The sequence below is a fragment of the Streptomyces sp. BBFR25 genome (assembly GCF_044590125.1).
Taxonomy (GTDB): Bacteria; Actinomycetota; Actinomycetes; order Streptomycetales; family Streptomycetaceae; genus Streptomyces; species Streptomyces canus_D.
On sequence record NZ_CP172447.1, the window covers coordinates 6,689,807 to 6,710,805 of the forward strand.

Sequence of the window (20,999 nt, forward strand, 5' to 3'; positions counted from 1 at the left end):
CCGGGGGAGGTCGTCGTGAAGGCGCTCGTCACCCGGCTCGACAGTTTCGGCGACGTGCTGCTCGCCGGGCCCGCCGTGCGGGCCGTCGCCGCGCGGGCCGACCACGTCACCCTGCTGTGCGGGTCGCGCGGCGCGCCCGCCGCCCGGCTGCTGCCCGGCGTCGACGAGGTGCTGGTGTGGGAGGCGCCGTGGGGCGGGTTCGAGCCGCCCGCGGTGAGACGGGACGACATCGACGCGCTCGTGGCGCGGATCGACGCCGACACCGCGCTGGTCCTCACCTCCTTCCACCAGTCCCCGCTGCCCACCGCCCTGGTGCTGCGCATGGCCGGGGTCGGGTACATCGCCGCCGACAGCGTGGACTACCCCGGATCGCTCCTCGACCTGCGCCACCACCGCGCCCCGCACGCCCACGAGGCCGAGGCCGCGCTCGACCTCGCCGAGGCGGCCGGATTCCCGCGCCCCGACGACGGACGGCTGCGCGTGCGCACACCGCCACCCGCCGACGCCCTCACCGGCCCCGGCCCGTACGTCGTCCTGCACCCCGGCGCCAGCGTCCCCGCCCGCGCCTGGAGCCCCGAGCGCGCCGCCGAGGCCGTCCGCGAACTCGCGGCCGCCGGACACCGCGTGCTGGTCACCGGCGGCCCCGGCGAACGCGACCTCACCGCACACGTCGCAGGCCGGCACGGCACCGACCTCGGCGGCCGCACCGACGCCCCCGAACTGGCCGGTGTCCTCGCGGGCGCCGCCGTCGTCGTCACCGGCAACACCGCGCCCGCCCACCTCGCCGCCGCCGTCGGCACCCCCGTCGTCTCCCTGTTCGCCCCCGTCGTACCCGCCGAGCGCTGGCGCCCGTACGGCGTCCCCTACGTCCTGCTGGGCGACCAGGACGCGCCCTGCGCCGACAGCAGGGCCCGGGACTGCCCCGTCCCCGGCCACCCCTGCCTGAATACCGTCACCGCCACCGACGTGGCCGCCGCCGTCGAGAAACTGCTGGGGGAGACATGAGGATCCTCATCTGGCACGTGCACGGGTCGTGGACCACGGCCTTCGTGCAGGGCCCGCACACCTACCTCGTCCCCGTCACCCCCGACCGCGGAGCCGACGGCCTCGGCCGCGCCCGCACCTGGGACTGGCCCGACTCCGTCGTGGAAGTGGCGCCGGAGCGGCTGCGGGACGAGGACATCGACCTCGTGATCCTCCAGCGCCCGCACGAACTCGACCTGGTCGACCGCTGGCTGGGCCGCCGCCCGCCGCTGGTCTACCTGGAGCACAACGCCCCCGACGGCGACGTGCCCCGCACCCGCCACCCGGCCGCGGACATCCCCGGCGTCACCCTCGTCCACGTCACCCACTTCAACCGGCTGATGTGGGACGCGGGCCCGACGCCCACCACCGTCGTCGAGCACGGCATCGTCGACCCCGGCCACCGCTGGACCGGCGAGCTGGAACGCGCCGCCGTCGTCGTCAACGAGCCGATCCGGCGCGGGCGTACGACCGGAACCGACCTGCTCCCCGAGTTCTCCCGCGCGGCCCCGCTCGACGTGTTCGGCATGCGCACCGCGAACCTCGCCGAGCACCTCGGCATCGAGCCCGGCCGCTGCCGCACCCAGGACGTCCCCCAGAGCGAGCTGCACACCGAGCTGGCCCGCCGCCGCGTCTACGTCCACCCCGTCCGCTGGACCTCGCTGGGCCTGTCCCTGCTGGAGGCCATGCACCTGGGCATGCCCGTGGTCGCCCTCGCCACCACCGAGGTCACCGAGGCCGTGTCGCCCGGCGCCGGAGTGGTCTCCAACCGCATCGACGTACTGACCGACGCCGTACGCGACTTCCTCGCCGACCCGCCGCACGCGCGGGCGGTCGGCGAGGCGGCCCGTGCGGCGGCCCTGGCCCACTACGGGCTGCCCCGCTTCCTGGACGACTGGGAGCGGCTGCTCAAGGAGGTGACCCGATGAGGATCGCCATGGTGTCCGAGCACGCGAGCCCCCTCGCCGCGCTCGGTGGCGTCGACGCCGGTGGACAGAACGTCTACGTGGCCCGTCTGGCCGAGGAGTTGGCGGGTCGCAGCCACGACGTCACGGTCTACACCCGCCGGGACGCCACCGGCCTGCCCGACCGGGTGCCCCTGCCCGGCGGCGCGGTCGTCGAACACGTACCGGCCGGACCACCCGTGTCCGTCCCCAAGGACGAACTGTTCCCGCACATGCCCGCCTTCGGCGCCCACCTGGCCCGCGCCTGGGCCCGGGAACGGCCCGACGTGGTGCACGCCCACTTCTGGATGTCCGGCATGGCCGCGCAGATCGGCGCGGGCCCGCACGGCATCCCGCTCGTCCAGACCTTCCACGCCCTCGGCACCGTCAAGCGGCGCCACCAGGGCATGCGGGACACCAGCCCCTACGAGCGCATCGGCATCGAACGGCAGCTCGGCCGGAGCTGCGAACGGGTCCTGGCCACCTGCACCGACGAGGTCGTGGAACTCGGCGACATGGGTGTCCCGCCCCGGCAGGTCTCCGTCGTCCCCTGCGGTGTGGACGCCGAGCACTTCCACCCCGCCGCCGACACCGGCCGCACCCCCGAGCGACGGCTGCGGCACCGGCTCCTGGCCTGCGGGCGACTCGTCCCCCGCAAGGGCTACGACCTGGCCATCCGCGCCCTGGCCGACATCCCCGACACCGAACTCCTCATCGCCGGGGGCCCGCCGGCCGGTGCCGTGGAGGCCGAACCCGAGGCCCGGCGCCTGACCGGCATCGCCCGCCGCGCCGGCGTCGCCGACCGGGTCCGGCTGCTCGGCGCGGTCGACCCGGACGACATGCCCGCCCTGCTGCGCAGCTCCGACCTGGTGCTGTGCACCCCGGTGTACGAGCCGTTCGGCATCGTGCCGCTGGAGGCCATGGCGTGCGGCGTCCCCGTCCTCGCCACCGACGTCGGCGGCCACCGCGACTCCGTCGCCGACGGCGTCACCGGCCGCCTGGTCGCCCCGCAGGACCCCGCGGCCGTCGCGGACGCCGCCCGTGAACTCCTCGCCGACGAACGGCTGTGCCGCCAGTACGGCCGCAACGGCCGCGAACGCGTCCTGCGGCACTACACCTGGGCGCGCGTCGCCGACGGTGCGGAACAGGTGTACCGCCTGACCCGCTCCGAGCACGCGGTGTCGACGGGGGTGGCGTCATGACCGTGCACCCGCCCGTCGTCGGGCACTGCGACGAACTCGAGGTGGCGCTCGGGGCGTTCCGCGCCTCCGCGCACATCACCCAGCGCTGGGGCGAACGGCTGGCGGCCGTGCTCGGCGGCGGCGGCCGGCTGCTCGCCGCGGGCAACGGCGGCAGCGCCGCCCAGGCCCAGCACCTGACCGCCGAACTCGTCGGCCGCTACCGCGACGACCGCCCGCCGTTCTCCGCGATCGCCCTGCACGCCGACACCTCCTCCACCACCGCCATCGCCAACGACTACGGCGTCGACGAGGTGTTCGCCCGCCAGGTCCGCGCCCACGGCCGCGACGGCGACGTGCTGATGCTGCTGTCCACGTCCGGCGCCAGCGCCAACCTGCTCTCCGCGGCCGACGCCGCCCGCGCGGCCGGGGTACGGGTGTGGGCGCTCACCGGCTGCGCCCCCAACCCGCTCATGGCGGGCAGCGACGAGTCCCTGTGCGTCGAGGCGCCCTCGACGGCCACCGTCCAGGAGATCCACCTGGTCGCCGTCCACATGATCTGCGCGGCCTTCGACGCGGCCCTGGAGCGCGGCGCGCGGGGCGTACGGAGCACGGGACGCGCCGGGCGCGCGGCGCAGCGGAAGCGGAGGTGAGGAGACACATGGCCGCGATGGCTGACAGGACACCGCTGGTCGTGGTCGGCGACGCGCTGCTCGACCGCGACCTCACCGGCTCCGCCGACCGGCTCGCGCCGGACGCGCCGGTCCCGGTCGTCTCGGAGTGCGCCGAACGCGTCCGCCCGGGCGGCGCCGCCCTCGCCGCGTACCTCGCCGCCCGCGACGGCCGCGAGGTCACCCTGATCGCGGGCATGGGCGACGACCCGGCCGGTCTCGCCCTGCGGGAACTGCTCGCTCCCTGGCTGACCCTGATCCCGCTGCCGCTGACCGGCACGGTCCCGGAGAAGACCCGCGTCCTCGCCCAGGACCGTCCCGTCGTCCGCCTCGACCGGGGCGGCGGCCGGGTCCGCGCGGCCACGGACGAGGCCCGCGACGCGCTGCGGTCCGCCCGCGCCGTCCTGGTCTCCGACTACGGCCGGGGCGCGGCGGACGCCCTGCGCGACGTGCTCGCCGCCCGCCCGCCGCTGGTCTGGGACCCGCACCCGCGCGGGGGAGCGCCGGTCCCCGGCACCCGCCTGGTGACGCCCGCCGAGAAGGAGGCCCACGGCTTCGCGCCGGACCGGGACCACCCGGGCGGCGGCCTGCGCGCCGCCGCGCTCGACGCCGCCGCACTCGTACGGGACTGGCGGGCGGCCGCGGTGGCGGTGACCCTCGGCCCGCGCGGCGCCCTCCTGTCCTACGGCGAACACCCCCTCCTGGTGCCCGCGCCCGCCGCCCACCACGGCGACGCCTGCGGCGCGGGGGACCGGTTCGCGGCCACCGCGGCCGGGCTGCTCGCCGACGGGGCGCTGGTGGGGGAGGCCGTCGAGGGCGCGGTGAGCGCCGCCAGCGCGTTCGTCGCCGCGGGCGGCGCGGCCGCCGTGCCCCCGGCCGACTCGGGACCGGCCCCCGCCTCGCCGCCCGACACCGACGACCCCGGCGCCCTGACCGCCCGGATCCGCGCCGAGCACGGCACGGTCGTCGCCGCCGGGGGCTGCTTCGACCTCCTGCACGCCGGACACGTCGGCCTCCTCCAGGCCGCCCGGCGGCTCGGCGACTGCCTGGTCGTCTGCGTCAACTCCGACGCCTCCGTCCGGCGCCGCAAGGGCGGCGGGCGCCCCGTCAACCCGCTTGCCGACCGCGTCCGGGTCCTGCGGGCGCTCGCCTGCGTCGACGCCGTCGCCGTCTTCGACGAGGACACCCCCGAACGCCTCCTCGGCGACCTGCGCCCCGACGTCTGGGTCAAGGGCGGCGACTACGCGGGCGCCGACCTCCCCGAGGCCGCGCTCCTCCAGGAGTGGGGCGGCCAGGCGGTCCTGCTGCCCTACCTCGACGGCCGCTCCTCCACCGCCCTGCTGGCCCGCGCCGCCGAGGGGGCCCGATGACCCCGGCGCCCCGCGCACGGTCCCGCACCTGCCCTCGCGTGGGCGCCTCGCCGGTGAACTCGTCGACCGCGTCCGGGCGTGCGCGCCTGTCGTCGGGGGCGGCGATGGCCCGTCAGGTCGCCGGGTTGCGGGGTGCTTCCCGGTCTGTCGCCGCTCGGCGGAGCGGCTCGCTTCGAGGGGGCCCGATGGCCTCCACGCCCCGCGAACGGCCCCGCACCTGCCCTCGCGTGGGCGCCTCGCCGGTGAACTCGCCGATCGTGCCCGGGCGTGAGTGCCTGTCGCCGGGGGTGGCGCCGGACCGCCAGGTCGCCGGGTTGCGGGGTGCTTCCCGGTCTGTCGCCGCTCGGCGGAGCGGCTCGCTTCGAGGGGGCCCGATGGCCTCCACGCCCCGCGAACGGCCCCGCACCTGCCCTTGCGTGGGCGCCTCGCCGGTGAACTCGCCGACCGCGTCCGGGCGTGCGCGCCTGTCGCCGGGGGTGGCGCCGGACCGCCAGGTCGCCGGAGCCCGGGGCACGCTTCACGGTCTGGTGCCGCTCGGTCGAGCGGTTCGTGCCGAGGGGGTGCGATGAGGCAGGGAGAGCGGAACGCCGGGGAAGGCGGTCTCCCGTCGCCCGGGTCGACCGGTGGGCCCGTCACCGGGGACCCGGTGCATCCGCCGACCGCCGAGATGGTGCACCCGGCGCGGGACGGGGACGAGGGCGGGCGGCCCCGCGTGCTCGTGCTGCGGGCCCTCGGGCTCGGCGACCTGCTGGCCGGGGTGCCCGCCCTGCGGGCGCTGCGGCGGGCGTACCCCGGGCACGAACTGGTGCTGGCGACCCCCGCCGAACTGGCCCCCGTGGCCGCCGCGACCGGCGCCGTGGACCGGGTGCTGCCCGCCGCCGCACCCGGCCGTGCCGTACCCCGCACCCTTGACTGGACCGGCCCGCCCCCCGACGTCGCCGTCGACCTGCACGGCAACGGGCCGCCCAGCCACCGCCTGCTGACCAGGCTGCGCCCGCGCAGGCTGCTGGCGTTCGCGCACCCCGAGACCCCCGAGGTGGACGGCCCGCCCTGGTACGCCGAGGAACACGAACGCGAGCGGTGGTGCCGGCTGCTGCGTGCCTACGGCATCGACGCCGACCCCACCGACCTGCGGCTGCCGCGCCCCGACGCACCGTCCCCCGCCCCCGGCGCCGTCGTCCTGCACCCCGGCGCCGGTGCCCCCTCCCGCTGCTGGCCCGTGGAGCGGTACGCGGCCGTCGCCGAGGCGCTGCGCGCACGGGGACGCCGGGTCGTGGTCACCGGGGGAGCGGACGAGGCGGACCTGGTGGCCCGGCTGGCCAAGCGCGCCGACCTGCCCGACACGGACGTGTTCGGCGGCGGCCTGCCCCACGACCGGCTCTCCGCCCTGGTCGCCGACGCCCGCGCCGTCGTCAGCGGCGACACCGGCATCGCCCACCTCGCCGTCGCCCACGCCACGCCCTCCGTGACCCTCTTCGGCCCGGTCCCGCCCAGCCGTTGGGGCCCGCCGCCCCACCCCCGCCACCGCGCCCTGTGGCACCCGGGTCCGGACGGCGACCCGCACGGCCGCCGCACCGACCCCGCGCTGCTGCGGATCACCCCCGACGCCGTACTGCGCGCACTCGACGCACTCGACGCACTCGACGACCCGGACACCCCGGACGCCCCGGAAGAGGGACCATGAGTCACCCCGCGCACCACGGCCCCACGGCCACCCGCGAACGGGCCCGCCCCGAGCCCACGAAACCCGCCCCCGTCGGCATCGTCATCGCCACCCGCGACCGCGCCGCGAGCCTCGCCGTCACCCTGCGCAACCTGCTCGCCCTGCCCGAGCGGCCCGATGTCCTCGTCGTCGACAACGCCTCCACCGACGGCACCCGCGCCATGCTGGCCCGCGACTTCCCCCAGGTCCGCGTCCTCGCCCTGCCGGTCAACCGGGGCGCCCTCGCCCGCACCCACGGGGTCCGCGCCCTGGACACTCCCTACGTGGCGTTCAGCGACGACGACTCCTGGTGGGCGCCGGGCTCCCTGAGCGCCGCCGCCCGGCACTTCGAGGCGCACCCCCGGCTAGGCCTGCTCTCCGCCCGCACCCTCGTCGGCCCCGCCGACGCCGCGGACCCCCTCAACGACCTGCTCGCCGACTCCCCGCTCGGCACGGCCACCGACCTGCCCGGCACCCAGGTGCTCGGCTTCCTCGGCTGCGCCGCCGTCGCCCGCCGCACCGCCTACCTCGACGCGGGCGGCTACCACCCGCTGCTCTTCTTCGGAGCCGAGGAGACCCTGCTCGCCTACGACCTCGCCGCCCGCGGCTGGGGCGTCACGCACTGCCCCGACGTGGTCGCCCACCACCACCCGGACCCCCGCCCCCGCACCGGCCGCCCGGCAGTCGTACGCCGCAACGAACTCCTCACCGCCTGGCTGCGCCGCCCCCTCCCGCACGCCCTGGCCCGCACCCGGGCCCTCGCCGCCGACGCCCGCCGCGACCCGCACGCCCGGCACGCCCTGCGCGAGACGCTCGCCCGCCTGCCCGCCGCGCTGCGGGCCCGCAGGCCCCTGCCGCCGCACGTGGAACGGGCCGCCCGCCTCCTCGACGAAGGCGACGGAGCGGCCTCATGACGGACCCCCGGACCACCGTCGTCGTCATCACCCACAACCGGTGCCCCGAACTCCTGCGCACCCTGGACCGACTCGCCGAACTCCCCGAAGAACCCCAGGTGATCGTCACCGACAACGGCTCCACCGACGGCACGGCCGCCGCCGTCGCCCGCCACCACCCCGGCGTACGGCTCCTGCGCCCCGGCCGCAACCTCGGCGCCGTCGGCCGCAACCTGGCCGTTCGCCAGGTCACCACCCCGTACGTCGCGTTCTGCGACGACGACTCCTGGTGGGCGCCCGGTTCGCTGGCCGGAGCCGCCGACCTGCTCGACCGGTACCCGGCGGTCGGCTCGGTCACCGCCCGCATCCTGGTCGAACCGGACGGCACCGAGGACCCGATCGTCGCGGAACTGCGCGACTCGCCCGTGCCCCGCCCCGACTGGCTCCCGGGACCGGCGCTCGGCTCCTTCCTGGCCGCCGCGACCGTCCTGCGCACCGACGCCTTCCGCGCCGCGGGCGGCTTCCACCCCCGGCTGTGGCTGGGCGGCGAGGAGGAGCTGCTCGCCGCCGACCTGGCCGCCAACGGCTGGTGGCTGACGTACGCCGACCAGCTGACGATCCATCACCATCCCTCCGGGGTGCGGGACTCCACCGTGCGCAGGGCGCACGGCATCCGCAACACCCTGTGGTTCACCTGGCTGCGCCGCCCGGTCGGCCCCGCCCTGCGCCGCACCCTCCACCTGGCCCGCACCGTCCCCCGCGACACCGCGTCCCTGCGCGCCTTCGCCGAGGCGACGGCCGCCCTGCCGTGGGTGCTGCGCGAACGCCGGGTGCTGCCGCCGGAGGTCGAGGCCCGCCTGCGCTCACTGGAACCCGCCCAGCGCGACTCCACGGCCCGCAGCTACACCGGCTGACCCGCGCGGCACCCGCCGCCCGGGGCTAACCGCGAGGCGGCTCCGGCACCGCCGCGCCGCCGTCGCCCGACGCGGTCCGCAGCGCGGCCACCAGGTCGTCGGCCGAGTCCCGGACCGGGTCGGCCGCCCGGAAACCCGCGCCGATCCGCGCCGCCTCCGCCCGCCCGTCGGCCAGGCACCACTGCCACCACAGCTCCAGCATCCCCGCCGCGGACGCCCCGGCCAGCCGTTCCGCGGCGACCAGCGCCGGCCAGCCGCAGGCGTGGGCCTGCGCCGTCACCTTCGCGCCGCCCTCGACCGGATCCACCGCCAGGACCGGCACCCCGGCCCGCAGGGCCAGGACCAGCCCGTGCAGCCGGTCGGTGACGACCAGGTCGAGTCGGGACAGTACGGACTCCAACTGGGCCGGTGTGCCGCACAGCCGCCAGTCGTGCGCGTCGAGCCGGGTCTCCAGCTCCAGCCGGGCACAGTCCCGGCCGGACAGCCAGCGGGTCAGCACGGCGGCGACCTCCTCGTGCCGCCGCCTGCCCCCGTACTCCTGCTGCCCGTGGGTGAGCACCACCCCGACGACGGGCACCGCGGGGAGCGCCGGAGCGCGGGCCGCGAGGTCCGGGCCCGGGCCGGACCCGGCGCCGTCGCGGGCCAGCACCCGGTGGAAGCCGGTAACGGCCGGGGAGTGCGGATCGACCACGGAGACCCCGACCGCGATCCGTACGCAGTGCGCGAACCGCCGGTGCAACTCCTCGACCTGCGGCCCGTGCACCGGCCCGCACACGAACACCAGCCGGGAGTACGCCGCCGGGTCCACGTCGTCGAAGTGCGTGCCGTCGGCGCGGAAACCGGGGCTCCACACGACGTCGTACGCCAGCCCCGCCTCCCGCAGCACCCGCTCCACCCGGGCCAGCGCCAGCACGTCCCCGGCCGTCGCCTCCCCGTGCAGGAAGCTGAACCAGCCGGTCACCAGGATTGCGTCCCGTCCGTGCACAGTGCCCCCGGGTGCCCCGCCGACGGCCCGGCAACCCCCGCACCGGCAACCCCCGCACCGGCAACCCCCGCGACAGCGACCGCGCGGGGGCCCGGTCAGCGGCCGACCACCGGCCCGAAGGCGTCGCGCACGTCCCCGTTCGAGGGCGTGACGGCCATCCGCGACGGCAGCGCGTCGAAGTACCGGACGATGCCGGGACAGCTCTCGCCGCCCAGCTGCACCGTGCGGTCGACGACGAGCTTCCCGGTCCGCAGCGCGTAGCCCTTCACCCGGACCGCCAGCTTGTTGAACCTGACACTGCCGATGCCGCCGTTGTGGTCCCGGTACTGGCACGTCTCGACCACGTCCCCGGCCTCCGCCTCGCCGGTGCACACCACCAGGGAGGCGTGGGCGGTGTCGGTCCGCCACGCCTCGGGCAGCTTGTCCGTGTACTCGGTGTCGCCGACGAACACGGCACGGGTCCGGCCCTCGCGGTAGGCGGGGGCCTGGGAGTACTTCGCCGGTTTCCGGCAGTAGCCGGAGCCCATCGAGTCCGCCGCCGCGACCAGCTCGGTGATCCGGTCCAGCTCGATCGCCAGGCCCGCCTTCCCGACCCCCTTGCGGGCGGCGTCCGCGTGGGCGTCCTCGGGGTACTCGTCGAGCAGCCGCTGGTAGCGCTCGCGCGCGTCCGGCCAGTCCTCGGTGAACATGAAACCGTCGGCGCAGTCCATCAGCGCCTGGGGAGCTGTCCGGGCGGCGGTGGCGGAGGCGGGGCCGGTCAGGTCCTTCGGGCCGGGCGCGTGCTCCCGCAGCCAGTCCGCGATGCTCACGGTCAGACAGCCGTCGTCGGTGGGCAGCCCGCCGAGGAAGCGGTCCAGCGTCGCCCGGACGGTCCGCTCGTTGCCGGGCTCGCCGAGCACCGCGCCGAGCCGCCGGAAGCCGGTCTCCAGCGAGTCCAGGTCACCGGTGAGTCCGCCGCTGAGATAACCCCCGGCCGTGTCCAGCCGCTCGCACGCCTCGACCACCGCGTCACCCCGGGCCGCCAACGGCGCGGCGACCAGCCGGTGCCGGAACGCCACCCCGTCCTGAGCGGCCACCGCGGCCCCGCAGTCCCCGTCCGCGCGGGCGTCCGCGACCTCGTCCTCGACCCCGTGCGCATCGAACCGCACCCACCCGGCGGCCGCCAGCACCGGCACGGTGAGGGCCAGCGCGAGCAGCCGCTGCCCGCGCCGGGGCCCGGCCGCCGGGTGCCGCCGCGCGAGCCACCAGCCGTGGGCGACGACCGCCGCCCACCACAGCGCCACGAGCAGCTCGCACCACGTCTCGGCGGTCGTGTACGTCAGCCACACCAGTGCGACGGTGACCACCGCGGCGGCCCAGAACAGCGCCCGGCGCCCCGCGATCAGGTAGCCCGCGCCGAGCAGCGAGGCGTTGCCGACGGCCACGGCAAGCGGATCGGGCACGCGCGGCTCCCGGGGAGCCACCCGCCCGTGGTCGCGCCCGGGGTCCCAGAACTCGCCGTGGCCCGGCTCCGGAGGCACGTCGGGGGGCTGGACCGGTTCCCCGTGCGGCGGTTCGCTCATCGCGTGAACTTCCCGTCGCGCTGCCCACTGCGGGCCCGCACGTACGCCTCGGCGGGCGGCCGGTACAGCAGGACCACGCCCGGGACGGCGAGCAGCGCGGCGAGCAGCAGCGTGGTCCCGCCGTACAGCGGATCGTCGAGGGCGAACGGGGCGGCGACGACCAGGATCACCGCGGTCAGACAGCTCACCGCGGTCCGGGCGCGGCGCCGACCGAGGCCGGCCCGGACCGCGAACCAGAAGCAGACCGCCAGCAGCAGGAGCACCAGGGCCGCCGCCTCCTGCGGGCCGGCCGCCGTCGTCGCCGCGACCAGACTCCCCAGCATCACCAGCACCACCGCCAGCGTCACGCTCCGCGGCCGACGGGTCGCCTCGGTGGTCATCGGATCACTTCCTTCATGGGCCTTCTCCGGGTACGGGGCGCCGCCTTCGGACGGGGGCGACAGGTGAGGGGAGTCGCCTCCGGAGGGGGGGGCGACGGGCGCGGGGCGGCGCGGCCGTGACGGACCCGGCGGCCGTGCCGCCCCGCACTCCCCCGAGCACCGATTCCACCGCGGGGAACCGTTGTTCAGCAGCCCGTGCGCGCCCCTGAACAATGCGGCGGGCCCCGCGCGGCGGGCCCGACCCGTGCGGACCTCGCGTGAAGACACCGTGAACTCCCCGTGCGCCACCCCCCGATGAACAGCCCGGCGCTTGCCGCCCGCCGCCGCGCCTCCCTACCGTGGGCGCCCGGACGGGGACCGAGAGCGACGGCGGGGCGGGGCACACGTGAGCGGAAACGGAGTGGGGCGCCGGGAACGACGGCTGGACCCCGCGGCCGGACCGGTGGAGCGGTTCGCCGCCGAACTCCGCGCCCTGCGCGACGCGGTGGGGCGACCGACGTACCGGACGATGGCCGAGAAGGTCCCGTTCTCGGTGACCGCCCTGTCGCAGGCGGCCGCCGGACGGCAACTGCCCACCCTCGCGGTGACCCTCGCCTACGTCGACGTCTGCGGCGGCGACGTAGGGGAGTGGGAGCGGCGCTGGCGGGACGCGAGCGCGGAGGCCGCCGCACTCGCCGCCGCCGACGAGGAGGCCCGCCCGCCCTACCGCGGTCTGGCCCGCTACGAACCGGACGACGCGGCCCTGTTCTTCGGCCGCGACCGACTGGTGGACCGGCTGGACGCACTCACCCGCCGGCACCGCTTCACCGCCGTCTTCGGCCCCTCGGGCAGCGGCAAGTCCTCCCTGCTGCGGGCCGGTCTGATCCCCCGCCTGCGCGCCCCCTCGACCGGCGCCGACGCACCCGCCGCCCCCGCGGCCGTCCGCATCCTCACCCCCGGCGCGGCCCCGACGACCACCCACGCGGACCGGCTCGACCCCGTGCCGGACACGGACGCCGACACCTGGCTGATCGTCGACCAGTTCGAGGAGCTGTACACCCTCTGCGCCGACCCGGCCGAGCGGAACGCCTTCGTCGACCGGCTCCTGACCGCCACCGGCCCCGGCAGCCGGCTGCGCGTGGTGGTCGCCGTCCGCGCCGACTTCCTCGGCCGGTGCGCCGAACACCCCGGGCTCACCGCCGCGTTGCAGGACGCGACGCTGCTGGCCGGTCCGATGAGCCGGGAGGAGCTGCGGGAGGCCGTCGTCCGGCCCGCCGCCGCGGCCTCGCTGGTCGTCGAACGCGCCCTGACCACCCGGCTGCTCGACGAGGTGGAGGACGCGCCGGGCGGACTGCCGCTGATGTCGCACGCGCTGCTGGAGACCTGGCGGCACCGCACCGGCCGCACCCTCACCGTCACCGGCTACGAGGCGGCCGGGGGACTGCGCGGTGCCGTCGTCCGCACCGCCGAAGAGGTGTACGGCGAACTCACCGCGCCCCAGGCCGACCTCGCGCGCCGGATCCTGCTGCGACTCGTCGCCCCGGGCGACGGCACCCCCGACACACGGCGCCCCGCCGAGCACGCGGAACTCGACCTCGGCGACCCCGACGGCACCCGCGCCGTCCTGGACCGGCTGGTCGCGGCCCGGCTGCTCACCTTCGACGACGGCACCGTGGAACTCACCCACGAGGCCCTCATCACCGCCTGGCCGCGGCTGCGCGACTGGATCGACGCCGAACGCGACCGGCTCCGCGTCCACCGCGCGCTCTCCGAGGCCGCCCGCACCTGGCTGACCCTCGGCCGGGAGACCGCCGCGCTCTACGCGGGCTCACGGCTGGCCGCCGCCCGCGAGGCGTTCGCGCGCGACGAGCGGGGCGGGGAACCGGCGCCGGGGGAACTGACGCCGGTGGAGCGCGAGTTCCTGGCCGCCTCGCTCCACCGGCGGCGGCGCGCGGTGTGGCTCAGACGCGGACTGTCGGCCGTCCTCGCGCTGCTGGTCCTGATCGCCTCGGGCACCGCCGTCGTCGCGCTCCGGGCGCGGGCCACCGCCCAGGCCGAGCGGGACGAGGCCGTCTTCGGCCGGATCACCGCGGAGGCCGACCGGCTGCGCGAGACCAACGCCGCCCTGTCCGCCCGGCTGGACGTCGCCGCGCTCGGCATGCGCACCACCCCCGAACTGCGCACCGCGCTCACCACGGACGCGGGCCGGGTACTGTCCACCCGGCTGCCCGGACACGACGACATCGGCAGCGCCGTGGCCTTCGCGCCGGACGGCCGCACCCTCGCCAGCGGCGGCCACGACGGCACCGTACGGCTGTGGGACACGGCCGGGTCCGGCGAGCCGCTCGGGGAGCCGCTGCGGATCGCCGGCGGCCCGGTGGGCGCGGTGGCGTACGCGCCGGACGGCGCCGTGCTGGTGGCGGCCGGGCACGGCGGCGGCATCCGGCTGTGGGACACCCGGGACCGCGACCGGCCCCGGCCCCTGGGCGAGCCGCTGGTCAGCCACGGGGGCACGTCCGTCACCTCCGTCGCCTTCGCCCCCGACGGCGGCACCCTCGCCACCGTCGGCGACGACGGCACCCTGCGCCTGTGGGACCTGAGCGACCCGGCCCGGCCCGCACCCGTGGGCGACCCGGCCCGCGCCGACGCGCGCAGCGTCCGGGACGTCGCCTTCGCCCCCGACGGCCGCACCCTCGCCACCGCCGGGCACACCGGGACCGTACGGCTGTGGCGCCCGGACGGCGCCGACGGACCGGTCCCACTCGGCGAGCCTCGGCACGCCCACGACGCGGCGGTCTGGTCGGTGGCGTTCTCCCCGGACGGCGACACCCTCGCCACCGCCGGATACGACGACACGGTGCGCCTGTGGAAGGTGTCGGGCACGAGCGGCCCGCGTCCGCTGGGCGAACCGCTGACCGGGCACACCTCCGCCGTGTGGTCGGTGGAGTTCAGCCCGGACGGGCACACGCTGGCCAGCGCCGCGCAGGACGACACCGTCATCCTGTGGAACGTGGCCAACCCCGCCTACCCGCACCGCATCGGCGAACCGCTGACCGGGCACACCGAGGGCCTGTGGGACCTGGCCTACGGCCCGGACGGCCACACCCTCGCCACCACCGGCGCCGACCACGGCGTCCGCGTGTGGCACCTGCCGGACAGCGTCCTGACCGACTTCACCAACCCGCTCACCTCCGTGGCCTACGACCCCACGGGCAGGCTGTTCGCCGCCGCCAGCACCGACGACGCCCTGATCCGGCTCTGGGACGTGGGCAGGCCGGGGCCCCCGCGCCCGCTGCCGCGCCCCCTCACCGGCCACGAGGCGCCCGTCCTGACCGCGGCCTTCGCGCCGGACGGCCGCACCGTCGCGTCCGGCGCCGAGGACGGCACCCTGCGCCTGTGGAACGTCTCCGACCCGGCCCGGCCCGGCCCCGCGGCCACCGTCCCCGACGCCCACCCCGGCGGCGTCCTCACCGCGGCCTTCTCCCCGGACGGCCGCACCCTCGCCACCGGCGGCGTCGACGAGCGGGTCCGCCTGTGGGACGTGCGCGACCCCGACGACGTACGCCCCGTAGGCGCGCCTTTGACCGGCCACACCGACTGGGTCGGCTCCGTGGCCTTCGCCCCGGACGGGCACACCCTCGCCACCGGCAGCCAGGACAAGACCGCCCGGCTGTGGGACGTACGCGACCGCGACCGGCCCCGGCCCGTCGGCGAACCCCTGACCGCCCACGGCGACTGGGTCAACGCCGTCGCCTTCGCGCCCGAGGGCCACGTCCTCGCCACCGGCGGCCGGGACCGCACCACCAGGCTCTGGGACGTCACCGACCCCGGCCGCCCCCGCCCCCTGGGCGGCGAACTGACCGGGCACCGCGGCGGCGTCACCTCCGTCGCCTTCGCGCCGGACGGCCGCACCCTCGCCAGCGGCAGCGAGGACCACACGGTCCGGCTGTGGAACGTGGCCGACCCCGCCCACGCCGACGCCTTCGGCAACGCGCTCACCGGCCACCTCGACACCGTCACGTCGGTCGCCTTCGCGCCCGGCGGCGACACCCTGGCCTCGGCGGGCACCGACCTGACGGCCAGAATCTGGACCCTGGACACGGACCAGGCGCTCCGCCGGATCTGCGACCGCACGGGCGGCGACCTCACCCCCGCCCGCTGGTCCGAACTCCTGCCCCGACTGCCCTACCGGAGCACCTGCTGACCGGTCCGGCCGTTCACACCGCGTTGGTCACGGTCACCGTCACCCGGGCCCCGGGCACCGCCCCGGACAGCGCTGCGGTCACCGCGTCGCGCACCGCGCGGGCGACGGTCAGGGCGTGGTGGTCGCGGTGGACGACGATCTGGACGTCCACCTCCCAGGGCTCCGCCCCCGAGGCCCGGCTCACCCGCACGCCCGCGGGTGTGCGCCCGGCGGCGCGCGGCGGCCCGGTCCGGGCGGGGGCGCGGAGCAGGTCCACGAGTCCCGGGCGCAGGAAGGCGACGCCGGGCACGTCGGCGGCGACCCGCGCGACGGTGTCGGCGAGTGCGTCCCGCTCGGTGGCGGCAGTGGTCACGGCTGCTTCCCTTCGTCCGCACCGAGCGCGTCCGTCACGTCGGTGATGTGCACGTCCACGTGGTCCACCGGCAGCCCCAGGGCGTCGTCCGCCGCCCCGCGCACCCGCCGCCTGACCTCCTCCGCGAGGCCGCGCAGGTGCGGCGTGAGCGGCACCACGACCTCCAGCCGCACGTTCACGGGGCCCCGTGAGGGGGAGCCGTCCGACTCGGCGGGCCGGATCCGGCACGAGCCCGCCCGCACCCCCGGCACGGTCTCGGCGGCGGCCCGCAGCGCCTTGGCGGCCATCGCCTCCCGCACCCACAGGTCCTCCGTGCGCTCCCCGAGCGGCAGCGGCCGCCCGGGCCGCAGCTCCAGCCGTACGACGTCCATGACCCGGTCGGTCAGCGCCCCCGCGTCCCACCCCGGCTCCCGGCCGCCGCCCGCCCCGCGCACCGCGGCGCCGAGCAGGTCCAGCTGCCGCACGGCCGCCGAGCAGTGCGGGCAGGCACGCAGGTGCGGGTCCCGGTCCTGTCCGCCCGCGCCGTCCTCCCCGTCGTCGCCGGCCTCCCACACCTCGGACAGCAGCCGCCCGCAGGCCAGCCGCTCGTCCTCGGCGTGCCCGTCCGCGCCGCCGGACCGGGGACCGGTGCCGGGCAGCCCCGCGCCGCTGTTCATCGCCATGCGGTCATCGCCTCCGTCAGGCAGCGTCGTGCGCGGAACACCCGGCCGCGGGCAGCCTCCAGGCTGATCCCGACCGTCTCCGCGATCGTCTCGTACGACTGGCCCTCCAGCTCTCTGAGCACCCAGCAGACCCGCTGCTCCGGGGAGAGTTCGGCCAGCGACCGGCCCAGCGCCACCGCGGCGGCGTGGGACTCGGCGGCGCGGGCGGGGGAGGCGGCGTGGTCCGGCGCCGCCGGTTCGGGCACGCTGTCGAGATCGGTCACCGGACGCCGGGAACGCAGCATGTTCAGGCACCGGTTGACGACGATGCGGTGCAGCCACGTGGCGAAGGCCGACTGCCCCCGGAACTCGGGGAGCCTGCGCCACGCGCTGACGAACGCGTCCTGCACCGCGTCCTCCGCCTCCGAAGGGCTGCCCAGCATGCTCGCCGCGAGCCGCAGCAGCCCCGGGGCGTGCCGCCGCACGAGCGCCTCGAAGGCGTCCTCGTCGCCCTCGGCGGCCCGCACCGCGAGCAGTCCGTCGTCGCCCGGCACACGTACTCCCTCCCACTCCACCGTTCCCGACCTTGGACACACCGACTGCCCCCGGTGTTACGCGAGAACACGGAGAAAAGAAATCCCCGGAACCGCGTAACGCCGGACGGCCCGGAGTGTCCAACGCCCAGAAGCCCGAACAGCCACGGTTGACGGAGGACACCATGACGACGGCAGCGCAGACGACCACGATCGAGAGCAGGTCCGAGAAGAGCGGGCGGACCGCGCAGGGCGGCGCGACGACCGTGAGCGGCGGCCGCACCGGCGCCGCCGAACCGGCCGCGACCCGGGGCCGCACGTCCATCGCCGACGTCGTGGTCGTCAAGATCGCGGGCATGGCGGCGCGCGAGATCCCCGGCGTGTACGACATGGGCGGCGGCCTGTCCCGCACCATCGGCGCGGTCCGCGACCGGGTGCCCGGCGGCCGGCCGAACGTCGGCCGCGGCGTCAAGGTCGAGGTCGGCGAGCGGCAGACCGCGATCGACCTGGACCTCGTCGTCGAGTACGGCGTGCCCATCGCCGACCTCGCCCGGGACGTGCGGGAGAACGTCATCGACGCGGTCGAGCGGATCTCCGGCCTGGAGGTCGTCGAGGTCAACATCACCGTCAACGACGTCCACCTGCCGGACGACGAGGACCCCGAGCGTCCGGTGGAGGCGCGCGTGGAGTGACGGGCGGGATCCGGAGCAGGCTTCGAGGCGGAGGTGTGTGATGAGCAGAGCGGTGATCGGCATGCTGGTGGGCATGGCGCTGGCCTTCGCCGGGTGGTTCGGCGGCTTCGGCGCGTTCCTGCTGGTGGCCGCGCTGGGCGCGGTCGGCGCGGTGCTGGGGCGCCTGGTGGACAACGGCACGGACTGGCGCGAGTTCCTGGCCCCCGGCGACCGGCGGACCCGGTGACGGGCACCGAGGCCGCCGGGCGGGCCGCCCGCACGGCACCGGCCGAGCGCGGCCGGACCGTCGTCGCCGACCGTGCCGTGCGCCGGATCGCGGAACGGGCCGCCACCGAGACCGACCTCGCCGGGCGGCGCGTCCGGGTCACCCACGGCACGGCGACGGTACGCGGAGACCGCGCCGAGGTCTCGGTCGACGTGCGGCTCCCGTATCCGACGGTGCTCGGGGAGAGCGGGGAGCGGGTCCGCGGCCGGACGGCGGCCCGGGTGGCCGAGCTGAGCGGCCTCACGGTGCGGGCGGCGACCGTCCGCGTCCAGTCCCTGTCCGCGGACCGGGCCGCCCCGCTCCCGTCCCCGGCCCACGAGGACGGCCCGCCCGGCGGCCGGGCCCCGCGCCCCTGGTCGGCCCGCCGGACCCCCGCCGCGCTGGTCGCCCTGGCGGCGTCGGCGGCGTGCGCGCTCCTGCTCTTCGACGTCCTGTCCGTGCACCTCGCCGACCGGCGTCCGGCGGGCCCGCGCACCGACGCGGTCGACTGGCTGGCGACGCACGGCCCCGGGGACACCGGCGTCGTCGCGGGCGGCGCCGTCGCCGCCGTCCTGGGCGCCTGGCTGCTGTGCCTCGCCCTCACCCCGGGCCGGCGCGGCGTGCTCCCCATGGCACCGGTGCCGGGACGGCAGGGCCAGCGGGCCGTACTGGACCGCACCGCCGCCGCCGAACTCGTACGGGACGCCGCGTCGGCCGTCCCCGGCGTGACCCACGTCCGGGTGCGCTGCGGCCGCCGCCGAGTACGCCTGCGGGCCCGCTTGGCCTTCGGCGACCGCCCCACGGCCCGGACCGCCCTGCGCATCACGACCGACGCCACCCTCACCACCCTGGGCCTGCCCCGACGCCTCAAGCCACGCATCACCCTGCGCCCGACCCCGCACTGGCGCCCACCGGGCCCCACGGCACCGAACCCACCGGAAACGACCGGCGGGCCCGCGGAGGCGACCGGCCCCGGCTGGGCCGGTGTGGAGGCGGCGCGGGGCCCGGCGGCCCCGGGCCGGGCGGCAGCCCCGGACGGTCCGCCGTCGGCGAAGGTGCCGGGGCCGGGAGAGAGGGCGCCGAGCCCGAGAGACACCACAGGCGCGCCCGCGCGAGTGGGCGGTTCCGGCTCGGACGGTGGAAAGGCGCCGGGGCGGGCAGTTACGGCGCCGGACGTGTCCGTGCCGCTCGGGGAGGACGAAGTGGACGGTGGAGACCGCCCGGTCCAGGGGCACGGAGTGGAGGGGAACGGCTCGTGAACCCGTTGCGCAACGTGGTCAACCGCACGCTGCTCGCGCTGGCCGGGGCGGCCCTGCTGGCCGGTGGCGGATGGGCGGTGCTCATCTCGGACGCGGTCGCCGGGCGACTGCCCGGACGGTGGCCCACCGCGGACGCGGGGACGGTGCTGCTGGACCGCGGTGGCCTCGCCGACCTGCGCGGGCACGGCTGGTGGACGCCGGCCGTAGTCGCGGGCACGGCGTGCGTGCTGCTGCTGTGCCTCGCCTGGTTCCTCACCCAGTTCCGCGGTGGTGGACGCCGCCTGCCGCTGGCCGGACCGTCCCTCACCCTGCGCTCCCGTGCGCTGGCCGACGCCGTCGCCCGGCGCGCGGAGGCCACCGAGGGCGTCGACCGCGCCCACGTACACCTGCCCGCCGGAAAGAAGCGCTCCGCGGCCCGGGTACGGGTGCTGCTGGAACCCGGCGCCGAGCCCGGACCGGTCCTGGAACGGCTCACCCGCGGCCCGCTCGACGAGGCCCGCGCCTCCCTCGCGCCGCACCCGCTGAGCACCCACGTCCGCCTGGGCGTACGGTCCGACCGCGAGCGGCGTGCGCGATGACGGCGTACCTGGAGACGCGCCTGACCCGGCTGCGGGACCGCTCCGTGCCGTGGACGGGCGCCCTGCGCCGGGTGCCGCGCGGCATGTGGGACGAGAACGACTCCGACTGGGCCGCCGCCCTCACCTACTACGCCGTCCTCGCCCTGGTGCCCGCCCTCGTCGCGACCGCGTCCCTCATCGGCCTGGTCGCCCCGGACCTGACCGACCGGCTCCTCGCCGACGTGACGTCCTGGGCGCCCGCCCAGTCCGGCGCCGAACTGCACCGCACCCTGCACGAGGCGGCCACGGAGCGCTCCGCCGCCCTGACCGTCGCCGTCGCGGGCGGCGCGGGCGCGCTGTGGTCCGCCACCAGCTATCTGGCGGTCTTCCGGCGTGCCCTGCACGAGATGCACGGCGTGCCCGACCGGCGCCCCCTGTGGCACCGGCTGCACCGCATCGTGCTGACCGCGCTGAGCCTGCTCGGGCTGCTCGTCGCCAGCGCCCTGGTGCTGCTCCTGACGGGGCCGCTGGCCCGGGCCCTGGGCCGGTGGTCCGGCTTCGGACCGACGGCGACCACCGCCTGGTCCCTGCTGCGCTGGCCGTTGCTGCTGTGCCTGGTCGCGCTGCTGGTCCTGGTCCTGTTCCGCACCGGCCCCGCCCCCGCCCGCCGCAGCCGGCAGGCGATCCCCGGCGGCGCCCTGGCGGCCCTGCTGTGGCTGACCTCCTCGGCGGCCTTCTCCCTCTACGCCTCCGGCATCGGCACCTACGGCCGGCTGTACGGCTCCCTGGCCGGTGTCGTCGTCTTCCTGGTGTGGCTGTGGGTCTCGCACCTGTCCCTGCTGGCCGGCGCCCGCTTCGCCGTGGAGCTGGGCCGCGGCGACTGAGCGGCCCGGGGATCGAGGGGAACGAGGGGATC

Annotated in this window: 20 protein-coding genes; 14 read left to right on the forward strand and 6 right to left on the reverse strand. The window is 77.3% G+C overall.

Features of this window, described 5'->3' with window-relative positions; translation table 11 throughout:
- Positions 1-15 precede the first annotated feature (15 nt).
- The 8 genes from ACGH52_RS30490 (at position 16) to ACGH52_RS30525 (ending at position 8,695) form a co-directional block, all read left to right on the forward strand.
- Positions 16-1,005, forward strand: a complete 990-nt coding sequence (locus ACGH52_RS30490) for a glycosyltransferase family 9 protein (protein ID WP_121700834.1) — start codon at positions 16-18, stop codon at positions 1,003-1,005.
- The gene (locus tag ACGH52_RS30495; RefSeq protein WP_399943914.1) at positions 1,002-1,952 is read left to right on the forward strand and encodes a glycosyltransferase; all 951 of its coding nucleotides are present in this window, start codon (positions 1,002-1,004) and stop codon (positions 1,950-1,952) included. The genes ACGH52_RS30490 and ACGH52_RS30495 overlap by 4 nt, the downstream gene beginning before the upstream one ends.
- On the forward strand, positions 1,949-3,169 hold the full coding sequence (locus ACGH52_RS30500; protein ID WP_399943917.1) for a glycosyltransferase family 4 protein: 1,221 nt from the start codon (positions 1,949-1,951) through the stop codon (positions 3,167-3,169). The genes ACGH52_RS30495 and ACGH52_RS30500 overlap by 4 nt, the downstream gene beginning before the upstream one ends.
- Complete coding sequence (locus tag ACGH52_RS30505; protein WP_076976948.1) at positions 3,166-3,798, forward strand: SIS domain-containing protein; 633 nt, start codon at positions 3,166-3,168, stop codon at positions 3,796-3,798. The genes ACGH52_RS30500 and ACGH52_RS30505 overlap by 4 nt, the downstream gene beginning before the upstream one ends.
- Before the next feature lie 17 nt (positions 3,799-3,815).
- Positions 3,816-5,186 (forward strand): D-glycero-beta-D-manno-heptose 1-phosphate adenylyltransferase, encoded by a 1,371-nt coding sequence (rfaE2, locus tag ACGH52_RS30510; protein ID WP_193777417.1) that lies wholly within the window; start codon positions 3,816-3,818, stop codon positions 5,184-5,186.
- Positions 5,187-5,853: 667 nt separating this feature from the next.
- Positions 5,854-6,870 (forward strand): glycosyltransferase family 9 protein, encoded by a 1,017-nt coding sequence (locus tag ACGH52_RS30515; RefSeq protein ID WP_399946921.1) that lies wholly within the window; start codon positions 5,854-5,856, stop codon positions 6,868-6,870.
- Positions 6,867-7,802, forward strand: coding sequence for a glycosyltransferase family 2 protein (locus tag ACGH52_RS30520; protein ID WP_399943921.1), 936 nt, complete (start codon positions 6,867-6,869; stop codon positions 7,800-7,802). Before ACGH52_RS30515 ends, ACGH52_RS30520 begins: the two co-directional genes overlap by 4 nt.
- Positions 7,799-8,695 (forward strand): glycosyltransferase family 2 protein, encoded by an 897-nt coding sequence (locus ACGH52_RS30525; protein WP_399943923.1) that lies wholly within the window; start codon positions 7,799-7,801, stop codon positions 8,693-8,695. The genes ACGH52_RS30520 and ACGH52_RS30525 overlap by 4 nt, the downstream gene beginning before the upstream one ends.
- A 25-nt stretch (positions 8,696-8,720) precedes the next feature.
- Here ACGH52_RS30525 and ACGH52_RS30530 read toward each other — a convergent pair whose 3' ends face one another.
- The 3 genes from ACGH52_RS30530 to ACGH52_RS30540 form a co-directional block, all read right to left on the reverse strand.
- Entirely contained in the window at positions 8,721-9,656 is a 936-nt protein-coding gene (locus ACGH52_RS30530) for a polysaccharide pyruvyl transferase family protein (RefSeq protein ID WP_399943926.1), read from the reverse strand.
- A gap of 119 nt (positions 9,657-9,775) precedes the next feature.
- A complete protein-coding gene (locus tag ACGH52_RS30535) occupies positions 9,776-11,242 on the reverse strand; it encodes a tol-pal system YbgF family protein (RefSeq protein WP_399943929.1) in 1,467 nt (488 codons plus the stop codon).
- Entirely contained in the window at positions 11,239-11,622 is a 384-nt protein-coding gene (locus ACGH52_RS30540; protein WP_399943932.1) for a hypothetical protein, read from the reverse strand. Before ACGH52_RS30540 ends, ACGH52_RS30535 begins: the two co-directional genes overlap by 4 nt.
- 385 nt (positions 11,623-12,007) lie before the next feature.
- Between ACGH52_RS30540 and ACGH52_RS30545 the strand changes: the two genes are divergently transcribed.
- Positions 12,008-15,805 carry a WD40 repeat domain-containing protein gene (locus tag ACGH52_RS30545; RefSeq protein ID WP_399943935.1) on the forward strand — a complete coding sequence of 1,266 codons (3,798 nt, stop codon included), beginning with the start codon at positions 12,008-12,010 and terminating at the stop codon, positions 15,803-15,805.
- Between the two features lie 13 nt (positions 15,806-15,818).
- Here ACGH52_RS30545 and ACGH52_RS30550 read toward each other — a convergent pair whose 3' ends face one another.
- The 3 genes from ACGH52_RS30550 to ACGH52_RS30560 are packed head-to-tail and all read right to left on the reverse strand — an operon-like array spanning position 15,819 to position 17,352.
- Positions 15,819-16,157 carry a DUF3168 domain-containing protein gene (locus ACGH52_RS30550; protein WP_121700474.1) on the reverse strand — a complete coding sequence of 113 codons (339 nt, stop codon included), beginning with the start codon at positions 16,155-16,157 and terminating at the stop codon, positions 15,819-15,821.
- Complete coding sequence (locus tag ACGH52_RS30555; RefSeq protein WP_399943938.1) at positions 16,154-16,819, reverse strand: Asp23/Gls24 family envelope stress response protein; 666 nt, start codon at positions 16,817-16,819, stop codon at positions 16,154-16,156. The genes ACGH52_RS30550 and ACGH52_RS30555 overlap by 4 nt, the downstream gene beginning before the upstream one ends.
- The gene (locus ACGH52_RS30560) at positions 16,810-17,352 is read right to left on the reverse strand and encodes an RNA polymerase sigma factor (RefSeq protein WP_076976956.1); all 543 of its coding nucleotides are present in this window, start codon (positions 17,350-17,352) and stop codon (positions 16,810-16,812) included. Before ACGH52_RS30560 ends, ACGH52_RS30555 begins: the two co-directional genes overlap by 10 nt.
- Before the next feature lie 164 nt (positions 17,353-17,516).
- On the opposite strand from ACGH52_RS30560, the gene ACGH52_RS30565 reads away from it, so the two are divergent.
- The 5 genes from ACGH52_RS30565 to ACGH52_RS30585 are packed head-to-tail and all read left to right on the forward strand — an operon-like array spanning position 17,517 to position 20,967.
- A complete protein-coding gene (locus ACGH52_RS30565; RefSeq protein ID WP_399943942.1) occupies positions 17,517-18,023 on the forward strand; it encodes an Asp23/Gls24 family envelope stress response protein in 507 nt (168 codons plus the stop codon).
- A 40-nt stretch (positions 18,024-18,063) separates the two neighbouring features.
- Complete coding sequence (locus ACGH52_RS30570; RefSeq protein WP_059298512.1) at positions 18,064-18,249, forward strand: hypothetical protein; 186 nt, start codon at positions 18,064-18,066, stop codon at positions 18,247-18,249.
- Positions 18,246-19,526: a DUF6286 domain-containing Asp23/Gls24 family envelope stress response protein gene (locus ACGH52_RS30575; protein ID WP_399943946.1), complete on the forward strand. Its 1,281-nt coding sequence runs from the start codon at positions 18,246-18,248 to the stop codon at positions 19,524-19,526. Before ACGH52_RS30570 ends, ACGH52_RS30575 begins: the two co-directional genes overlap by 4 nt.
- Positions 19,523-20,104, forward strand: coding sequence for a hypothetical protein (locus ACGH52_RS30580; protein ID WP_399943949.1), 582 nt, complete (start codon positions 19,523-19,525; stop codon positions 20,102-20,104). The genes ACGH52_RS30575 and ACGH52_RS30580 overlap by 4 nt, the downstream gene beginning before the upstream one ends.
- A complete protein-coding gene (locus ACGH52_RS30585) occupies positions 20,101-20,967 on the forward strand; it encodes a YihY/virulence factor BrkB family protein (protein ID WP_076976959.1) in 867 nt (288 codons plus the stop codon). Before ACGH52_RS30580 ends, ACGH52_RS30585 begins: the two co-directional genes overlap by 4 nt.
- The last annotated feature ends 32 nt before the right edge of the window (positions 20,968-20,999 follow it).

Coding starts and splice junctions, on each gene's coding strand:
- ACGH52_RS30515 (WP_399946921.1), top strand. CDS start 5,854: ATGGTGCACCCGGCGCGGGACGGGGACGAGGGCGGGCGGCCCCGCGTG.
- ACGH52_RS30505 (WP_076976948.1), top strand. CDS start 3,166: ATGACCGTGCACCCGCCCGTCGTCGGGCACTGCGACGAACTCGAGGTG.
- ACGH52_RS30520 (WP_399943921.1), top strand. CDS start 6,867: ATGAGTCACCCCGCGCACCACGGCCCCACGGCCACCCGCGAACGGGCC.
- ACGH52_RS30535 (WP_399943929.1), bottom strand. CDS start 11,242: ATGAGCGAACCGCCGCACGGGGAACCGGTCCAGCCCCCCGACGTGCCT.
- ACGH52_RS30540 (WP_399943932.1), bottom strand. CDS start 11,622: ATGACCACCGAGGCGACCCGTCGGCCGCGGAGCGTGACGCTGGCGGTG.
- ACGH52_RS30555 (WP_399943938.1), bottom strand. CDS start 16,819: ATGGCGATGAACAGCGGCGCGGGGCTGCCCGGCACCGGTCCCCGGTCC.
- rfaE2 (WP_193777417.1), top strand. CDS start 3,816: ATGGCTGACAGGACACCGCTGGTCGTGGTCGGCGACGCGCTGCTCGAC.
- ACGH52_RS30570 (WP_059298512.1), top strand. CDS start 18,064: ATGAGCAGAGCGGTGATCGGCATGCTGGTGGGCATGGCGCTGGCCTTC.
- ACGH52_RS30495 (WP_399943914.1), top strand. CDS start 1,002: ATGAGGATCCTCATCTGGCACGTGCACGGGTCGTGGACCACGGCCTTC.
- ACGH52_RS30525 (WP_399943923.1), top strand. CDS start 7,799: ATGACGGACCCCCGGACCACCGTCGTCGTCATCACCCACAACCGGTGC.
- ACGH52_RS30585 (WP_076976959.1), top strand. CDS start 20,101: ATGACGGCGTACCTGGAGACGCGCCTGACCCGGCTGCGGGACCGCTCC.
- ACGH52_RS30565 (WP_399943942.1), top strand. CDS start 17,517: ATGACGACGGCAGCGCAGACGACCACGATCGAGAGCAGGTCCGAGAAG.
- ACGH52_RS30500 (WP_399943917.1), top strand. CDS start 1,949: ATGAGGATCGCCATGGTGTCCGAGCACGCGAGCCCCCTCGCCGCGCTC.